Raw genomic sequence first — 15,133 nt, forward strand, 5'->3', positions numbered from 1 at the left:
GAGGGAGAACATGCAGCGACATTTTTTATTGATTGAAGATGATTCGAATATCGTTGATTTTATGGAAGTCGTCTTGCAAAGAGAGCATTACAACTTTACATCAGTCGGCACTGGCATGGAGGCATTGATGCTCTTGCAGGAAGAAACCATCGACTTCATCTTGCTGGATCTGGGCTTACCGGACATTGATGGTATGGAGCTGTTGAAAATCATCCGTAAGCGCATGAACACACCGATCATCGTGATCTCTGCTCGCAAAGATGAACAAGACAAAGTGCAAGCATTAGACCTCGGTGCCGATGATTATGTAACGAAGCCCTTCAGTACCAATGAGTTATTTGCCCGCATTCGCACGGCACTACGGCACAAGGAGACAACTGCCTTTAGCAGCAGCCCAATTCTTGTAAACAAGGAGTTAACGATCGATTTTGAAAAAAAAATCCTGTACAAGAATCAAAATGAGATCCATTTGACCAAAAACGAATACCGCATCATGGCAGTTATGTTCAAGAATTTAGGCAAAGTCGTCACTTACGATACCCTGACTAGCGAAGTCTGGGGACCTTTTGCAGCGGATGCACAAACTTTGCGAGTCAATATCTCAAACATTCGCAAAAAAATCGAAACCAATACGCTGCAGCCAGAATATTTGATCACTGAAATCGGCGTCGGGTATCGCTTGCGGGAGTATCCAGCAGAGTAGCGGTCGTCATAGGAAATAAGGAGGAAAAACGAGCAGCGGTTCTTTGGTCGCTGCTCGTTTCTATTTTTTGTTAATTGCGAAGAGACGTTGAACTGATTGCTTCTCCATAGATGATTTGAAACTGTGGGTAAACAAGTAGGTTGGTTGTTAACTAAAATTTCTTTTCATTCTGATCATTTTGTGTTTATATCATAGTATAAAGTAAAAAAGGAGAGTATTATGGCAGGAATTAGAGACGTCGCAAAACGAGCGGGTGTATCGATCGCAACTGTATCGAGGGTGCTCAATGAAGATCCTACGTTATCTGTCACGCAAGAAACAAAAAATAAGATCAACGAAGCCGTGGAATATTTTCACTATAGTAAGAAGAAAGTACCTGTGAAAAAGGCAATGAATATTGCAGTGGTATCCACTGTTTCGGAAGAAGCTGAATTAGAAGATCCCTATTTTCGGGCGATTCGTCGTGGCATTCAAGCACAAGCAGAACAAAATAAGTTTCGCATAAAAAAAACGTATTATATGTCTGAACACCCCGTTGCCATTGAGGAGCTAAGGGAGTATCAGGGAATCCTTGTCATTGGTCAAGTCTTGCCAACTTTTTTAGCAAAGATCGCAGCAGTCAATCCTCATATAGTCGTGATCGATGATCCTTCTTTGTCTTCAGAATGGGATGCGGTATATACGGATTTCTCTATAGCAGCAACCGAGCACTTAGAGCGTTTGTATAAAAAAGGGCATCGAAATATCGCTTTTATTGGGGGATATCGGGTACGTCTGGATGCATCCAGTGAGATACATCAATCGCCAGATGATATGCGGATGATCACTTATGTGTATTGGATGAAAGAAAAAGGATTGGAAGAATACATCAATGTCTACCTAGAAGGATGGAACACATTAGACGGTATCAAAGCCACTGAGCAATTGCTTGAACAATGCAAAGAGAGCCTTCCTTCAGCTATTATGGTCGCCAATGATTCGATTGCAGTTGGTACATATCGCTCCTTGCAAAAACGTGGGTATCGGATACCAGAAGATATTTCAGTAGTCAGTTTCAACAATATCGAAGTTGCAGAATTTTTGACCCCATCTTTAAGTACCGTTGCCATCGATATGGAAGAACTGGGAAAAATTGCTTTACGGATGGTAGAAGAGCGGATCAAAGGCATTCGTCAAGTACCTGTTAAAATCATGGTGGCCAGTAAGATGATCGTCAGAGAAAGTGAAAAAGAAAGAGATTAATGCTAAGAGTAAACACTGTAAAGTGTTTACTCTTTTTATTTTAGTTAAAAGGCATTGACAATCTGATTAGTAAACAGTATATTTGTTTTGTAAAAAGAAAGCGGATACATAAAAAGAGCATGAATCATTTCAAGAAAGTGGCTCTAAATGGCAGGCTCGCTACTAGCGATTTGGCCCATGGTTGCTGTCTTTATCATTTTTCAACGTAAATTTATTGAAGGAATTGCCACTACTGGCGGTAAATTATAAAAGAATGGAGCAATAGAGAATGACAAAAATCACCTTTATTGGAGCAGGAAGCACTATTTTCGCTAAAAATGTTCTAGGAGATGCAATGTTGACCCCGAGCTTAGCAGATTCCCACATCGTCCTTTACGACATCGATGAGAAACGACTTCGTGAATCCGAGGCAATGTTAAAGACGATCAATAAAAATGCCAATCAAAACCGAGCAGAAATACAGGTCTATCATGACCGCAAAGAAGCACTAAGAGATGCCGACTTTGTAGTAAACGCCATTCAAGTTGGTGGCTACAAACCTTCCACCGTCATTGACTTTGAGATACCGAAGAAATATGGCTTACGTCAAACAATAGGTGACACGATGGGCATTGGCGGAATATTTCGGACGTTGCGTACGTTACCAGTCATGTTGGAATTTGCTCGAGAAATGGAGGAAGTTTGTCCAAATGCATGGTTGCTGAATTATACGAACCCGATGGCGATGCTGACGATGGGGGTATTGAAAGCAACATCCATCAAAACGGTTGGGCTTTGTCATAGTGTGCAAGTATGTGTTCCAGAATTATTCGAGTATTTAGGGATCAAAGAACAATATGATCTGGCTGACTTCCAGTGGAAAATTGCTGGGATCAATCATATGGCATTTTTATTGGAAATTACCAAAGATGGGGAAGATTTCTATCCAACGATCCGTCAGTTGGCTGAAGAGAAAGAAAATCCCCACCGTGATTCAGTCCGCTTTGAATTGATGAAACGTTTTGGCTATTATATTACAGAATCTAGTGAGCACAATGCCGAGTATCACCCTTATTTCATTAAATCAAAATACCCAGAATTGATCGACGATTTGGGGATTCCGTTGGATGAATATTTAACCCGTTGCGAAAATCAGATTCGCGATTGGGAAACGATGCGGGAGGATATCGTCGATAATGGCGATTTGACCCATAAGAGAAGTCGGGAATACGCCTCTTATATCATGGATGCCATCAAGACCGGCAATCCAACCGTTATTGCTGGAAATGTTTTGAATAAAGGCTTGATCACCAATTTACCAGAAGATGTCTGTGTGGAAGTTCCATGTTTGGTGGATAAGAACGGCATCCAACCAACCTACGTCGGCGCTTTACCAACGCAGCTTGCTGCATTGAACCGAACCAACATCAATGTGCAAGAATTGACTGTCGAAGCAGCGTTGACCCTTGAGAAAGACAAGATTTATCAAGCAGCATACCTCGATCCTCATTTATCATCAGAACTATCATTGGCAGACATTACCCAATTAGTCGACGATTTGATCGAAGCCCATGGGGATTATTTACCAGATTATCACTGATAAAAAAGGAAACTGGTTCACTCAAACGGTATCGAAAAAAATCCTTTGATTGGTATCGCGAAGTGATTGTCACCAATGGGGGAACCATTGGTTGAAATACCGCTAGTAAATAAAGAAAGCATTGCCGATCCAGCAAATGGAAGGCAATGCTTTTTGACGTTTAATGTATCCATTGATTCGACGGGTCAGCCGATCAGCGGTTATGGTCGTACGATTGATCAAAAGGGGAAAAAGAAGGTGAAAAAAAGCAGCATCAACGATGCCACTCCATGGTGTTTTCGATTTCATTGGTATCAGAGTCCAGTTGTTCAGAAACGATGGTAAAGTCATGTTTGAGATAAAACGCAATAGCAGCTGTATTTTTTTGGTAGACGTTCAGAGTCAGCTTCTCGTGTTCTGCTTGTACTTTTTGTAAAAGTTGCTTTCCAATGCCGTGGGCACGATAGTCTTTCAAAACGAAAATACCAGCGATATACTCATCCAACATCCCGATGAAGCCGACAGGCTGATCATCCACCGAATAGGTGTAGATAAGGGCATCGGCAAAGGCTTTTTTCACAAAGTCATAGTTATCTTGCCAATGGGCAGCTGAAATAAAGTCATGGGCTTCCAAATTGCTTTGCAGCCAAATCTGGGCGATAGTTTCTAATTCAGAATCGGTAAATTTGGTCACTTGTTGTATCATGAGAACCTCCTTTTTTTATTCAGTATAGCATAGGTCCACTGCTGATTACTGCAAATCGCGGCATTTTCGTAGGCAATCGGATAGGAGATGAACCGATTGATAAGTAACGAAGGTTAAATGGCGAAGAAAAGCAATCTTTTTCGTTGAAATATTCTAACAACTTTGTTTCAGCTAGATGTCAATTTCTTGCAGCCAGATGTTATTTGTGTGAAAACAGCCCCAAGAGTGACATCTTTCGGTATGCTAGAGAAAGCGATAAGACACATCTAGTTAAGGAGAAAAAATGAAAAAGACACTTTTGGTTGCAAGTTCACTTGTTTTGCTGACGCTGCCTGTCGTGACGGTATCCGCAGACAGCTTTGATCAGAAGATCCAGCAGCAAAATGAAAAAATCAATGACATAAAAAATGAATCCACCTCATTAGAATCACTGAAACGATCTACAGAGGCAGAGATTCAATCGATTGAAGGAGAAATCCAAGCAATCCTACAAAAGAAAACGGCGACGGAAGAAGAAGTCAATGCCTTGGCACAAGAGATCCAAGTCCTTGAAGAGAAAATCATCAAGCGCACAGAAGTACTGGCGAATCAAGCGCGTGACATTCAAACGTCGGAACCTTCCAATCGTTTGTTCCAAAAAATCGTTGATGCGGAATCCATCGGAGAAGCCATTCAACGGGCGATCGCTTCTGTAACGATCATGAATGCCAGCAACAGTATCGTCGAACAACAGCAAGAAGATATCGCAACGAGCCAGAAATTGGAAAAAGAGTTGCAGGAACAATTGGTTGCGATCGAAGAGCAGTCAAACGCATTGCAAGGAAAACAAGCGGAATTAGCTGATGTCAAATTGAATCAAGAAGTTGCACTAGCCGACCTTGCCTTGGCGTTGAACACCGAGGAAGAGAAAAAAGACCAATTGGAAGCAGACAAAGCAGAAGCACAACGGCAAAAAGAAGCAGCGTTGAAGCAACTGGCTGAGCAAGAAGCACAAGAAGCAAAAGCGCGCAAAGAAGCAGAAGAAGCAGCAAAACGTCAGCAAGCAGCAGAAGCCAAGTCAGCTGAAACCGCCGAAAGTCCTGCCGTTCAACAAGCAGCAGTGGCAGCAGCCCAGCCGAAGACGGAAGCCGCAGTGGCGCCAGAAACATCGGTGTCGTCAGAAAAAACTGCAGCTACGCCTGCACCTGTGCAGCAAGCAGCTGAGCCAAAGGAACAAGCAAGCACAGGTGGATGGCAAATGCCAGTCGATTCGGTTCATATTTCGAGTCGTTTTGGGTATCGAACAGATCCAACAGGTGCATCAGGAAATCAACATAATGGCATCGACTTTACTGGGGGGACAGGAACGCCGATCTATGCGATCCAAGCAGGCGAAGTCGTTGAAGCGGGCTATGGTCCGTCAACTGGTAACTATGTGATCATCAAACATGCCAATGGCGTTTACAGCTACTACATGCACTTTAGTACGCTGCCAGCTGTTTCGGTCGGACAAAGCGTCTCAGCTAGACAATATGTTGGCGGTATGGGAACGACTGGAAATTCAACTGGCGTCCATCTACATTTAGGGATGTCAACAAGCTTATGGTCAGGATTCTTTGATCCGGCGCCAGAATTAGGCTTATAATAGTCAGAAAAACCGCAGAAGCGAACCAGCTTCTGCGGTTTTTAAGTTGCTCATTTTTTACGAAGTCTCGATTGGCTCAGCGCCAAAAGCGGGTCATCTCCGCTTTGTCTTTCAGGTTGAAAGCGATCATGTCCTCAATCAATGCTTGATCGATCGGCTCAGTCCACCTGATGCGAAAAATGTTATCCGTATGGCTGTAGCCAGCTTTTTCGATAGCATCGGCAAACTGTTCAAGACACTTGGTTTCAGGGGAGACAGAAAAATGCGGTTTTGAAACGCTGAAACCGATAATAAAGGTCTCATGGGCGGTAAACATCGGCTGATTCCACTTGATGACTGGAACGAGGTCAGGAAATTTCTTGGTAATAGCGGCAAATAAGGCACGCAGTTTTTCTTGCTTTACTGGATCTTCAATGCTGGTTAAGTAAGTTTCTAATACATCCATTGGGAGGATCTCCTTTCGTTTTAAGGAACGAGTACAGGGAATGTCGATCACTAAAAATAACGCGTGTTCGAAATCAAACATTTTGTTACTTAGAGTGTACTGTAAAGTTAGCAAGTTTACAAACCTGTTGCCTTGTTTGGGGGATAAAGCCTTCAGGAACAAACACTGTTTGCAAAAACGAATGCTAAAAATAACTTTTTTCTACTCGAACAAAAGCCAAGAGTCAGGAACATTCCCTCGCTATCCTGCAAGGTTCCTTGAGATTCGCTTAACTTTTCAGAAATAACGAATGAAAAAGCAGATTATTTTCAGAGAACACTTTCAAAAAGAAATCGGTTGCATTCAACAAGAATTCTGCTAGAATATAACTTGTTCGAACAAGTTGTTGAGCGAAAGCAAAACGAAAGGAGGAGGACTTGTGACCAAAAGGAAACCGGTAACCCAAGCAGCCAAGAAAGAATATGCAAACAAAAGTATGCGGTTTAATCGTTTTTTGCTTTTTCGTTATATGACTGCGATCTTTTTCTTTGTCAATCTTTATTGGACCCTATTGAGTCTGTCTCAATGGACATGGGCTGGTTTGATTCCCATTGCCTTATTGATCGTTGATGGACTTATACTTATTGAACAAACTCAAAAATATTGGCAGCAATCGAATCGTTTACTGGTGACAAAGATCGGTTATTGGCTCCAATTCGGCGTCAATCTCATTGCAATTTTTGGTATTTTGATCGGGCAGCAAGCAACGTTGATTCCTTTTATGAATCAATCGGGTAGAGGGATCTTACTTGCCTTGTTTTCTGTCGGCATGATGGCGTGTTTGTTCATTCAGCGTAAAGCGTGGTTGATCGAGCATGACCGCGACAAATATTTCACGTATTTGACTACATTTGAAACTCAAGGAGGAACAGTCAATGGATTCAGAAAATAACAAAATGTTTGCCTTCTTGGACCGCTACTTAATGGGTCCAATGGGGAAAATCTCACAATTACGGATCGTTCGTGGGGTCATGGCAGCCGGGATGGCGTCGATTCCTTTCACTATCGTAGGATCAATGTTCTTGATCATCAGCGTTTTGCCACAAAGTTTTCCTGTATTAGAGGGTATTTGGAGTGCGTCATTCGATAAAATCCAAAATCTTTACATGTTAGGTAATACCGCAACAATGGGGATTTTAGCACTTTACTTCTGTGTCGTGTTTGGTTACGAGTACACGAAAATCCAAGCGCAAGAAGAGAAAATCGTTCTGAGCCCAGTCAATGGAGCATTACTTTCTATGATGGCGTTCTTTATGTGCTTGCCACAATTAGTTTTTGAAGGCGGTATGGCAACACTAGTCAATGTGATTTCTGATGACCAAAAAATCATCGATGGCTGGGAAATGGCTGGCGGCGTTACTCGTTTAGGAACAACTGGGATCTTTACAGCGATTATCATGGCGATCATTGCCGTAAAAATTTATGCGTTCTGTGTGAAACGCAATATTGTCATTAAAATGCCTGACACAGTGCCAACAGGAGTATCTTCCTCTTTTACGGCATTGATTCCAACGGCACTGACTTCATTAGCTGTGATCGTTATCAATGGTGCATTAGTCGCAATGGGCACAGATATTTTCAAAGTCATTGCGATTCCGTTTAGTTTCGTGACGCAATTGACCAGTACCTGGATCGGACTGCTTGTTATCTACTTCTTCATGCATGCACTATGGATCGTCGGTATTCATGGGGCAACGATCGTGACCTCATTCTTGACGCCAATCGTGTTGTCAAATATGGTGGAAAACCAAAATGGTGCCAACATTGCCTTTGCGGGTGAATTTAACAACAGTTTTGTTACGATCGGTGGTTCAGGAGCGACGTTAGGAATGGTGATTTTCATCGCCTTCTTTGCAAAATCAGCGCAGTTAAGTGCTTTAGGAAAAGCAGCGATCGTGCCATCCTTCTTTAATATCAATGAACCGATTTTATTCGGGATGCCAGTGGTATACAACCCGTACACAGCGATCCCATTCTTCTTAGCACCAATGGCTTCAATGTCCGTTGCTTATTTTGGCATCAACTTAGGCTTTGTTAACCCACCGATTGCTCAAGTAGCGTGGCCGACCCCAATTGGATTATCTGGCTTTATTGGTTCAGGTGGTGACTGGCGTGCCTTTGTCTTAGCAATCATCTGTGCAGTCGTTGCTTTCTTGATTTGGTTCCCATTCATCAAAATGTATGATGGCAAATTATACAAGGACGAACAAGCAAACGCAACGAAGGCATAATCAATCTGTTTTTTTGATAAGCCGGCTATGAAAAATAGCTGGCTTTTTTTACGCCAAAGATGATAATAGTAGTAGAGAATCCGAAGGAAAGGAGTAGGCAAATGACGAAACTCAGTATTGAAGACTTAGCAGCGGAATTGATCAGAAAGATCGAAGCGGGTGACATAGGAAATGAGCAGGGGAAGATGCCTAGTGAACGAGAGCTTTTGGCGATTTATCCCGTTTCTCGTTATACGTTACGTCAAGCCCTCAATAAATTGAGCAAGATGGGCTGGATCTACCAGATGCAAGGCCGCGGCTCGTATATTCGCTTTCAAAACAACCAAAAACCGGCCATTGAACAAGGTGATCTTGGCTTCAATGAAGACTTGACACGGGGCGAGAAAAACATTCGAACGGTCAAAGCCTCAAAGCGGCTGGTCAAAGTATCAGAGGCGCTGTTTCTTCCAAGTCAAAAACAATTTGCGAAAGATCAACACTTTATCGAAGTCCAACGTTTTCGCACATTAGATGACAAACCCTATTTGATTGAACGTTCCTATTATATACCTGAAATCGTGGGGGAGATCTCCGAAACAATGATGGAGGGGTCGATGTTCCAAGCTTTGGCAGAAGAAAAACAACTGACAGTCGCCTTCATCGACAAGTTCATCCAAAGCAAACCGCTATCACAGGAACAAGCAGCGTTTTTTCATCTAGAAGAAGGCATGCCCGCACTGATTGTAAGGGATGATAGTTACTTAAAAAATGGCGAACTATTGGCATTTTCGATGATTCATTATGATTATCGGATGGCAACCTTGTATATGCACAAAAAGATAATACTTTAAGTTATTAACAATGCAAATCGACTAAAAACGATGGCAAGCATGGTCTTTGTTCCCCTCGTTTTTTCGTGCTAGACTAAAATTATCAGCAGCTTTTAGCAACTGGCAGCTAAACGTTAAGAATTTAGGGTCTAAAACGAGGAAAAGAAAGGACGTGCCGCAATGGCAACAACAGCCAAAGAAACCAAAGTACATGATGTATTTGAATCGATCGCTTCCCGTTATGATCGAATGAACGGTATTATCTCCTTTCAGCTGCACAAACGGTGGCGCAAGGATACCATGAAACGAATGGCAGTACCAATGGGTGCTGAGATATTAGATTTATGCTGCGGTACCGGGGATTGGGCGTTTGCGTTGAATGAAGCGGTCGGTCCGACGGGGCAAGTGACCGGCGTTGATTTTAGCGAAGAAATGTTAACGGTTGCCAAAGAAAAGGCACAGAAAAAGCAACAAACGCAGATCCAGTGGCAGACCGGCAATGCGATGGCATTAAGCTTTCCACACGAGCACTTTGATTATGTGACGATCGGGTTCGGGTTGAGAAATGTCGCGGATCGCCAACAAGTCTTGGCAGAGATCCATCGGGTGTTGCGCCCAGGTGGGAAAATCGTTTGTCTCGAAACATCACAGCCCACACTGATCGGCTGGCGGCAACTGTTTACCTTTTATTTTCACCATGTCATGCCGTTATTTGGCAAACTGTTCGCCAAAAGCTATCAAGAATATTCCTGGCTGCAGGAGTCCGCACGGGATTTTCCTGACAGGGAGGCATTGAAACGAGAATTTCAGGCAGCTGGCTTTGATGTGTTGCAAGTCAAAAGCTATGCAGGAGGTGCGGCGGCGATGCATCTAGGGGTCAAACCCTAAGCTTGCTTTCCCTTTGTGCGAGAAAAAACGAAAAAATGAAAGAGACCATCATGCCCTTTATGGCTTGATGGTCTCTTTGCGTTGAGCAATTCAGAGAGTGATTGTTATTTTTTCTTTTGATTTAAAACAATGTTGGTGTATAACCCAATAGTCACCACGTAATAAATGGCGTAGAGGGCGATAAAGATACCAAAAGGTAGCCATAGGTCATGGTACGGATCGATCATCAAGGTGGTGAACATTTTTAGACCGAACAAGACATGGATCATTCCTAAGATACCAGGAACTAGGAAGAGCACGCCAATCTCTTTGCGGATCGAGCTTTTCAGTAAACGCGTGCGGGTACCGATTTTTTTCAACATCGTGTAACGTTGAATGTCGCTGTTTGCCCCTGAAAGAATTTTGAACATCAGGCAGCTAGCTAACATCGTCAAGAAGGCGATACCCAGGAAGAAGCCCATAAATTCAAAACCAGAGAAAATCCCGTTATAGCTGTCGTAAGCGAAGACCCGTTGGGAAAAATTCATATCGGCGGTTTCTGAAGAATTTGCGTCTTGATTTGCTTGCGCCAACTCACGCAGCCCATCGTAGCTTGCTTGAAAGTCTTTGACTTGTACCATTCGCAAGCTGGTTTCAGGTGCATTGACCGCACCAAAAGCGGTTTGATCGACGACTTGGATCTCCTTACCTTGTTGTTCTGGTAAGAGGTAGCTACGCAATTGGTCTTGGGCGGTCACATCAGAAGCTAATTGATCGCCAGTCAGCTTGTTGTAAGTGACATCGACACTCAACTGATCCATACTGGAGCTGAGCAAGTTGTTTTCGTTGAATTGTTCCTTCACGTAATAAATGGTGTCATCCGTTTCTTTCATGCTGTAGGTCACATCAAGGGTCGGGTTTAACGCATTGACTTTTTCGTCAGAGGCGTTTTGGGCATTGTTCAAATACAAGTCATAAGGGGCAACAGTTTTTGCCAAGATAGGGATCTCGTTTTTAAAGCCAAGACCAACCGTCAAGGCACCTAATGCTAGAGCAAAAAGCATCGCCACCATCGAAAGCATCTGGGTATACTCACGAATCCGAAAGCTTAATTGCGACAAGGTGAAATTGTTTAACTTTTTCAATGCGATCGTATCGTTCTTCTTTAATAGGGATAAAAGAGCGATGATCACCGAACGAAAGACTAGGTATGTGCCAAGAACAATCGTGACAAGGGCGATGCCGATGCCGATCAATTGGAAGGTCATCAAATCACTCATCATATAATAGCCGATGGCTAAGGAACAAAGACCTAAAATTGTTTGCAAGAAGAGCAAGAATGGCCGTTGTTTGACTTGTGCGGGCGTGCTTGTTTCCCGTAATAATGCTAAAATCGATTTTTTGGCAATTGCCCGTGCATTGAAGATGGCAGCAATCAAAAAGAGAACCGAGAAGAAGACGACGGTTACGATCAATGCCTCTGGACTAAATGCTGCATAATGGGTGATCTGCAAGTTTAATTGATTGACTAGCAAAGTATTGACACCACTTGCTAAGCCGATCCCTAAGATAGAGCCGACAGCGGTGGCAACGATACCTACCATAAAGGTTTCGATAAAAATCATTTGGGCGATCTTTCGTCCTTTGGCTCCTAACATCATAAACATGGCATAATCCTTTTGGCGCATCGCCATCAAGAAAGAATTGGCATATAAGATGTAGGCAAAGGTAATGATCCCTAAGAGGACCGAGCCAAAACGAAAGACGAAGACCACCATACTGATGATCGAGTTGCTTTTTAAAAAGGCTTCATTGCTCGCCATTGATTCGAACATATAAAAGATGGCTGAAGCCATGACTAAACCAGAAAAGAGGACGATATAATCCTTCAACCGAGCTTTGATCCCGGTAAGTGATAGTTTCCAAAGCATGTGTTCTTCCTCCTTATTGTTCCAAGTTTCCTAGAATGACAAGGATCTGGCGGTAAAATGCTTCGCGGCTTTGATCCTCACGTTTGACTTCTTGATGGATCTTTCCGTCCTTGATAAATAAAATACGTTGGCAATAGCTGGCAGAAAGGGGATCATGAGTGACCAATAAAATCGACACTTGGTCATTGGTATTCAAGTCGTCCATCATATTCAATAAGTCTTTCGCACTTTTTGAATCCAAGGCACCTGTCGGTTCATCCGCAAAAAGGATCGTTGGTTCCGTGATCAAGGCTCGAGCGGCTGCCACCCGTTGCTTTTGTCCACCAGAGATCGCTGCTGGATATTTGTCGAGAATATGTGTGATGGACAAGCGTTCTGCGACTCGTTTGATCCGTTGTTGGATGATCTTTGGTTTGACTCCTTGTAAAGACAACGGGACAGCGATGTTTTCTGAAGCCGTTAAGTTTTCTAATAGATTGAAGTCTTGGAAAATAAAGCCGATTTCACGGCTGCGGAAATCTGCCAAGGCATCGCCTTTTAGTTTGGTGATATCGCTATTGTTGATGCGAATCGCACCTTTTGTCGGATGATCCAACGTTGAAAGAATGTTGAGTAGGGTGGATTTCCCTGAACCAGAAGCCCCCATGATTCCAATGAATTCGCCTTTTTCAATATCAAAGCTGATGCCTTTTAAGGCTTCGGTTTGTTTTTCGTTGGCTTTTCCGTATACTTTGGTCAGTTCATTTGCTTGAATAATTTTTTCCATCGTTGCGTTACGCTCCTTTTAATTGGGTTAATGCTTTGGTTGGGATGTCTTTTTCTTTGACCTCTTCATAGCCAGTTACCCCTTTTTTTTCGTTCCAAGTAAGCTTCAAATAGGCTTCTTTGCGCAATGGTCGTTCTTGGAAACCGTTGAAATCAAGGGTTTTGCTTTTGCCGTTTTCGTCATACCCTGGCAATTCGTAATGGTATTGCGTATAGACATTCCCATTGTCATCCTTAGAAGTCGTCTTTTCACCATCTGTGGTGATTTGGACATAGTAGCTGTCGCCGCCCATGATGACGGTTTGTGCGACTTGCAATGCGCCGAACCCTATGAGGAGGAGCGCTGCAAGTCCAATCAGAAGTTTTTTCATCTATCGGTCACCTCGTTTTTTATTATGATGAAAGTATAACGCTGGTTTTCTGAAAAGTAGTGTGAAAAATCTATCAATAAACTTTCATTTTTGTCACGACAAACGAACAAAAAACGTTTCTAAAGGGTGAAGGTCACCGCTTAGAAACGTTTTTTGCGTAGGGCTTTTCAGTTGTATTTTTTGCGATACAATTCAACGATCAATTGCTCATCCTCGTACATGATGGATGCTTCGTCGATCATTAATCCTAATAGATAGTAATCTTTTTCTTCATGGATCGTTTGATGACCGCCTAACAGCTCCACATAATAATTTTCTAACGTGCTATCTCTTGGTGTGTTGAGCATGTCGATAAAATGTTCTAAATCAGAGGGCTGCTCTGGAAATTGACCTTGCACAACTGCTTTAAACCCCTCTGCTTCAAAGGCCATCTCACTTATTATCTTTTGACAGTCATGGGACAAAAAGTAGGTGACCACTTCATCGACGATTCGCCGTGCCCGTTCTTTTTCAATCATTTTCTTCTCCGCCTTCTGATTTGCTGGTATTCATCTAACAATGGTACCATTGCTGCCGCGACAAATCCACTGGAAAAGCCATTATTGTATAAGTTCAATCCTCCATGTAAATAGGTGATATTTGTGACCAAGGCTGCATGGACCACCCCAGCGATTACGCCAGCAACTGGACCATAATACCCACTGATGGGGGCTAGACTGGTGCCGAAGATCGCTGTCAGCAATAAACTGAAGGTCGATACATCAGAGGTCAAACCGACCTTGGTTGCTAAAACCACCCCAATCATGACAGGCAAACTATTTCTCCAGTGATTCCCGAATGCACTGAAGCCTATCACGGTCAATATTGCGCCTAAAAGGGGACCAGATAGTTCGCCTTGTAAGAAGAAGACAAAGAACAGCATCAACATCCCCATCATCGCCATGTTCATCATCGTGACCCCAAGGGAAAAAATCGTGACATAGTCCGTCATTAATTTCCCTGACGTTTGAAAAAGCTCAGGCAAGCCTTTGAGGGATCGCTGATTTAGAAGATAACCGATAAGAAACATAGCAAGACAAAGAATGAGCAAGAACCCAGTCAGGTAATAGTGATAATCTGTCGTCAACTGTTTGTTTGAATAGACTTCTAAGTCGAACAGGCGTAAAAAACTCGTGAAAAACATAGTGATGATGCCAGCAGCAAACCCGATATTATACAAAGAAAAACCTTGGTGGAATTGTAAAAATTGAGCTGCTAGAGGAGGAAGCGCCAAACCGATCAATAGACCGATGCCATAACCAAAAGCGATCCCGACGGGTAAAGGCAACCCTAAACCGAATGCTAAGTAACTGATGACCGGCGAGGCGGCACTGCCAAATAAGGCAACCAGTGAATATTGTGTAGCGGGGCGTTGCTGTATGTAAGAGTATAAATAGACACCAAGTGGAATGGGAATCGAGTTAAAGATGTTTTTTCCAAAAAAAGAAAAGCCAGATATGGTAAAAAAAGCAGCGATCATTGGTCCACTAATTATCGTTCCTTGCTTTTTCGCAAGGAGGATACTGATCAATGTCAATAAGCCACTGTTTAAAAAGGCGCTTCCAAGATTGCCGATCGCAAAATAATCAGAAATCAAATTGCTGGGGGCATTTAAGATTGCCAGCGAGCCTTGCCACAAAGCTTGAGGAGGGGAAGCAACCAAGCCAATGAGGATCAAGACGATGCTATACGCCAAAAGCAAGCGCTGGGTTAAGAGCTGTGAGATAGGTGCAAAGGGTTTCGATTTTGTTTGTAAGAAAACTCGTTTATCTGCCATAGTTTCATTGAACGCTCCTTTTTTTC

Annotated in this window: 15 protein-coding genes and 1 pseudogene; 9 read left to right on the forward strand and 7 right to left on the reverse strand. The window is 42.9% G+C overall.

The window, feature by feature from the left end; translation table 11 throughout:
• Positions 1–10: 10 nt before the first annotated feature.
• The 4 genes and pseudogenes from IGI69_RS05760 (at position 11) to IGI69_RS05775 (ending at position 3,524) form a co-directional block, all read left to right on the forward strand.
• Complete coding sequence (locus IGI69_RS05760; RefSeq protein ID WP_010747905.1) at positions 11–703, forward strand: response regulator transcription factor; 693 nt, start codon at positions 11–13, stop codon at positions 701–703.
• A gap of 219 nt (positions 704–922) precedes the next feature.
• A complete protein-coding gene (locus tag IGI69_RS05765) occupies positions 923–1,945 on the forward strand; it encodes a LacI family DNA-binding transcriptional regulator (RefSeq protein WP_010747906.1) in 1,023 nt (340 codons plus the stop codon).
• Positions 1,946–2,092: 147 nt separating this feature from the next.
• A pseudogene (locus IGI69_RS05770) lies at positions 2,093–2,194 on the forward strand (carbohydrate ABC transporter permease); the annotation flags it as partial.
• A gap of 19 nt (positions 2,195–2,213) precedes the next feature.
• The gene (locus IGI69_RS05775) at positions 2,214–3,524 is read left to right on the forward strand and encodes an alpha-glucosidase/alpha-galactosidase (RefSeq protein ID WP_010747907.1); all 1,311 of its coding nucleotides are present in this window, start codon (positions 2,214–2,216) and stop codon (positions 3,522–3,524) included.
• 253 nt (positions 3,525–3,777) lie between these two features.
• Here IGI69_RS05775 and IGI69_RS05780 read toward each other — a convergent pair whose 3' ends face one another.
• Positions 3,778–4,209 carry a GNAT family N-acetyltransferase gene (locus tag IGI69_RS05780; protein ID WP_010747908.1) on the reverse strand — a complete coding sequence of 144 codons (432 nt, stop codon included), beginning with the start codon at positions 4,207–4,209 and terminating at the stop codon, positions 3,778–3,780.
• A gap of 283 nt (positions 4,210–4,492) precedes the next feature.
• Between IGI69_RS05780 and IGI69_RS05785 the strand changes: the two genes are divergently transcribed.
• On the forward strand, positions 4,493–5,833 hold the full coding sequence (locus IGI69_RS05785) for a peptidoglycan DD-metalloendopeptidase family protein (protein WP_010747909.1): 1,341 nt from the start codon (positions 4,493–4,495) through the stop codon (positions 5,831–5,833).
• A gap of 76 nt (positions 5,834–5,909) precedes the next feature.
• On the opposite strand, the gene IGI69_RS05790 is transcribed toward IGI69_RS05785, so the two are convergent.
• Positions 5,910–6,278 carry an iron chaperone gene (locus tag IGI69_RS05790; RefSeq protein WP_081116761.1) on the reverse strand — a complete coding sequence of 123 codons (369 nt, stop codon included), beginning with the start codon at positions 6,276–6,278 and terminating at the stop codon, positions 5,910–5,912.
• A 418-nt stretch (positions 6,279–6,696) separates the two neighbouring features.
• Here IGI69_RS05790 and IGI69_RS05795 point away from each other — a divergent pair, with 418 nt between their 5' ends.
• The 4 genes from IGI69_RS05795 to IGI69_RS05810 all read left to right on the forward strand — a co-directional run bounded on the left by IGI69_RS05795 (position 6,697) and on the right by IGI69_RS05810 (position 10,245).
• Entirely contained in the window at positions 6,697–7,209 is a 513-nt protein-coding gene (locus tag IGI69_RS05795; RefSeq protein WP_015509419.1) for a hypothetical protein, read from the forward strand.
• On the forward strand, positions 7,193–8,548 hold the full coding sequence (celB, locus tag IGI69_RS05800; RefSeq protein ID WP_081116760.1) for a PTS cellobiose transporter subunit IIC: 1,356 nt from the start codon (positions 7,193–7,195) through the stop codon (positions 8,546–8,548). The genes IGI69_RS05795 and celB overlap by 17 nt, the downstream gene beginning before the upstream one ends.
• Before the next feature lie 101 nt (positions 8,549–8,649).
• Entirely contained in the window at positions 8,650–9,378 is a 729-nt protein-coding gene (locus tag IGI69_RS05805) for a GntR family transcriptional regulator (protein WP_081116759.1), read from the forward strand.
• A gap of 159 nt (positions 9,379–9,537) precedes the next feature.
• On the forward strand, positions 9,538–10,245 hold the full coding sequence (locus IGI69_RS05810) for a demethylmenaquinone methyltransferase (protein WP_086292111.1): 708 nt from the start codon (positions 9,538–9,540) through the stop codon (positions 10,243–10,245).
• A gap of 104 nt (positions 10,246–10,349) precedes the next feature.
• On the opposite strand, the gene IGI69_RS05815 is transcribed toward IGI69_RS05810, so the two are convergent.
• The 5 genes from IGI69_RS05815 to IGI69_RS05835 all read right to left on the reverse strand — a co-directional run bounded on the left by IGI69_RS05815 (position 10,350) and on the right by IGI69_RS05835 (position 15,107).
• Positions 10,350–12,155, reverse strand: coding sequence for an ABC transporter permease (locus IGI69_RS05815; protein ID WP_438740014.1), 1,806 nt, complete (start codon positions 12,153–12,155; stop codon positions 10,350–10,352).
• A gap of 13 nt (positions 12,156–12,168) precedes the next feature.
• On the reverse strand, positions 12,169–12,921 hold the full coding sequence (locus IGI69_RS05820; protein ID WP_005225671.1) for an ABC transporter ATP-binding protein: 753 nt from the start codon (positions 12,919–12,921) through the stop codon (positions 12,169–12,171).
• Positions 12,922–12,928: 7 nt separating this feature from the next.
• A complete protein-coding gene (locus IGI69_RS05825; RefSeq protein WP_275851001.1) occupies positions 12,929–13,291 on the reverse strand; it encodes a YxeA family protein in 363 nt (120 codons plus the stop codon).
• 167 nt (positions 13,292–13,458) lie between these two features.
• Positions 13,459–13,809, reverse strand: a complete 351-nt coding sequence (locus tag IGI69_RS05830) for a hypothetical protein (RefSeq protein ID WP_010747917.1) — start codon at positions 13,807–13,809, stop codon at positions 13,459–13,461.
• Positions 13,806–15,107 carry a DUF1576 domain-containing protein gene (locus tag IGI69_RS05835; RefSeq protein ID WP_128487511.1) on the reverse strand — a complete coding sequence of 434 codons (1,302 nt, stop codon included), beginning with the start codon at positions 15,105–15,107 and terminating at the stop codon, positions 13,806–13,808. The genes IGI69_RS05830 and IGI69_RS05835 overlap by 4 nt, the downstream gene beginning before the upstream one ends.
• Between the last annotated feature and the right edge of the window lie 26 nt (positions 15,108–15,133).

The organism is Enterococcus sp. DIV1083b, from assembly GCF_051713705.1.
Classification (GTDB): domain Bacteria; phylum Bacillota; class Bacilli; order Lactobacillales; family Enterococcaceae; genus Enterococcus_D; species Enterococcus_D casseliflavus.

Bases quoted from the DNA above. Each gene is read 5' to 3' on its own strand.
- IGI69_RS05760 (WP_010747905.1), top strand. From the start codon at position 11: ATGCAGCGACATTTTTTATTGATTGAAGATGATTCGAATATCGTTGAT.
- IGI69_RS05765 (WP_010747906.1), top strand. From the start codon at position 923: ATGGCAGGAATTAGAGACGTCGCAAAACGAGCGGGTGTATCGATCGCA.
- IGI69_RS05775 (WP_010747907.1), top strand. From the start codon at position 2,214: ATGACAAAAATCACCTTTATTGGAGCAGGAAGCACTATTTTCGCTAAA.
- IGI69_RS05780 (WP_010747908.1), bottom strand. From the start codon at position 4,209: ATGATACAACAAGTGACCAAATTTACCGATTCTGAATTAGAAACTATC.
- IGI69_RS05785 (WP_010747909.1), top strand. From the start codon at position 4,493: ATGAAAAAGACACTTTTGGTTGCAAGTTCACTTGTTTTGCTGACGCTG.
- IGI69_RS05790 (WP_081116761.1), bottom strand. From the start codon at position 6,278: ATGGATGTATTAGAAACTTACTTAACCAGCATTGAAGATCCAGTAAAG.
- celB (WP_081116760.1), top strand. From the start codon at position 7,193: ATGGATTCAGAAAATAACAAAATGTTTGCCTTCTTGGACCGCTACTTA.
- IGI69_RS05805 (WP_081116759.1), top strand. From the start codon at position 8,650: ATGACGAAACTCAGTATTGAAGACTTAGCAGCGGAATTGATCAGAAAG.
- IGI69_RS05810 (WP_086292111.1), top strand. From the start codon at position 9,538: ATGGCAACAACAGCCAAAGAAACCAAAGTACATGATGTATTTGAATCG.
- IGI69_RS05815 (WP_438740014.1), bottom strand. From the start codon at position 12,155: ATGCTTTGGAAACTATCACTTACCGGGATCAAAGCTCGGTTGAAGGAT.
- IGI69_RS05820 (WP_005225671.1), bottom strand. From the start codon at position 12,921: ATGGAAAAAATTATTCAAGCAAATGAACTGACCAAAGTATACGGAAAA.
- IGI69_RS05825 (WP_275851001.1), bottom strand. From the start codon at position 13,291: ATGAAAAAACTTCTGATTGGACTTGCAGCGCTCCTCCTCATAGGGTTC.
- IGI69_RS05830 (WP_010747917.1), bottom strand. From the start codon at position 13,809: ATGATTGAAAAAGAACGGGCACGGCGAATCGTCGATGAAGTGGTCACC.
- IGI69_RS05835 (WP_128487511.1), bottom strand. From the start codon at position 15,107: ATGGCAGATAAACGAGTTTTCTTACAAACAAAATCGAAACCCTTTGCA.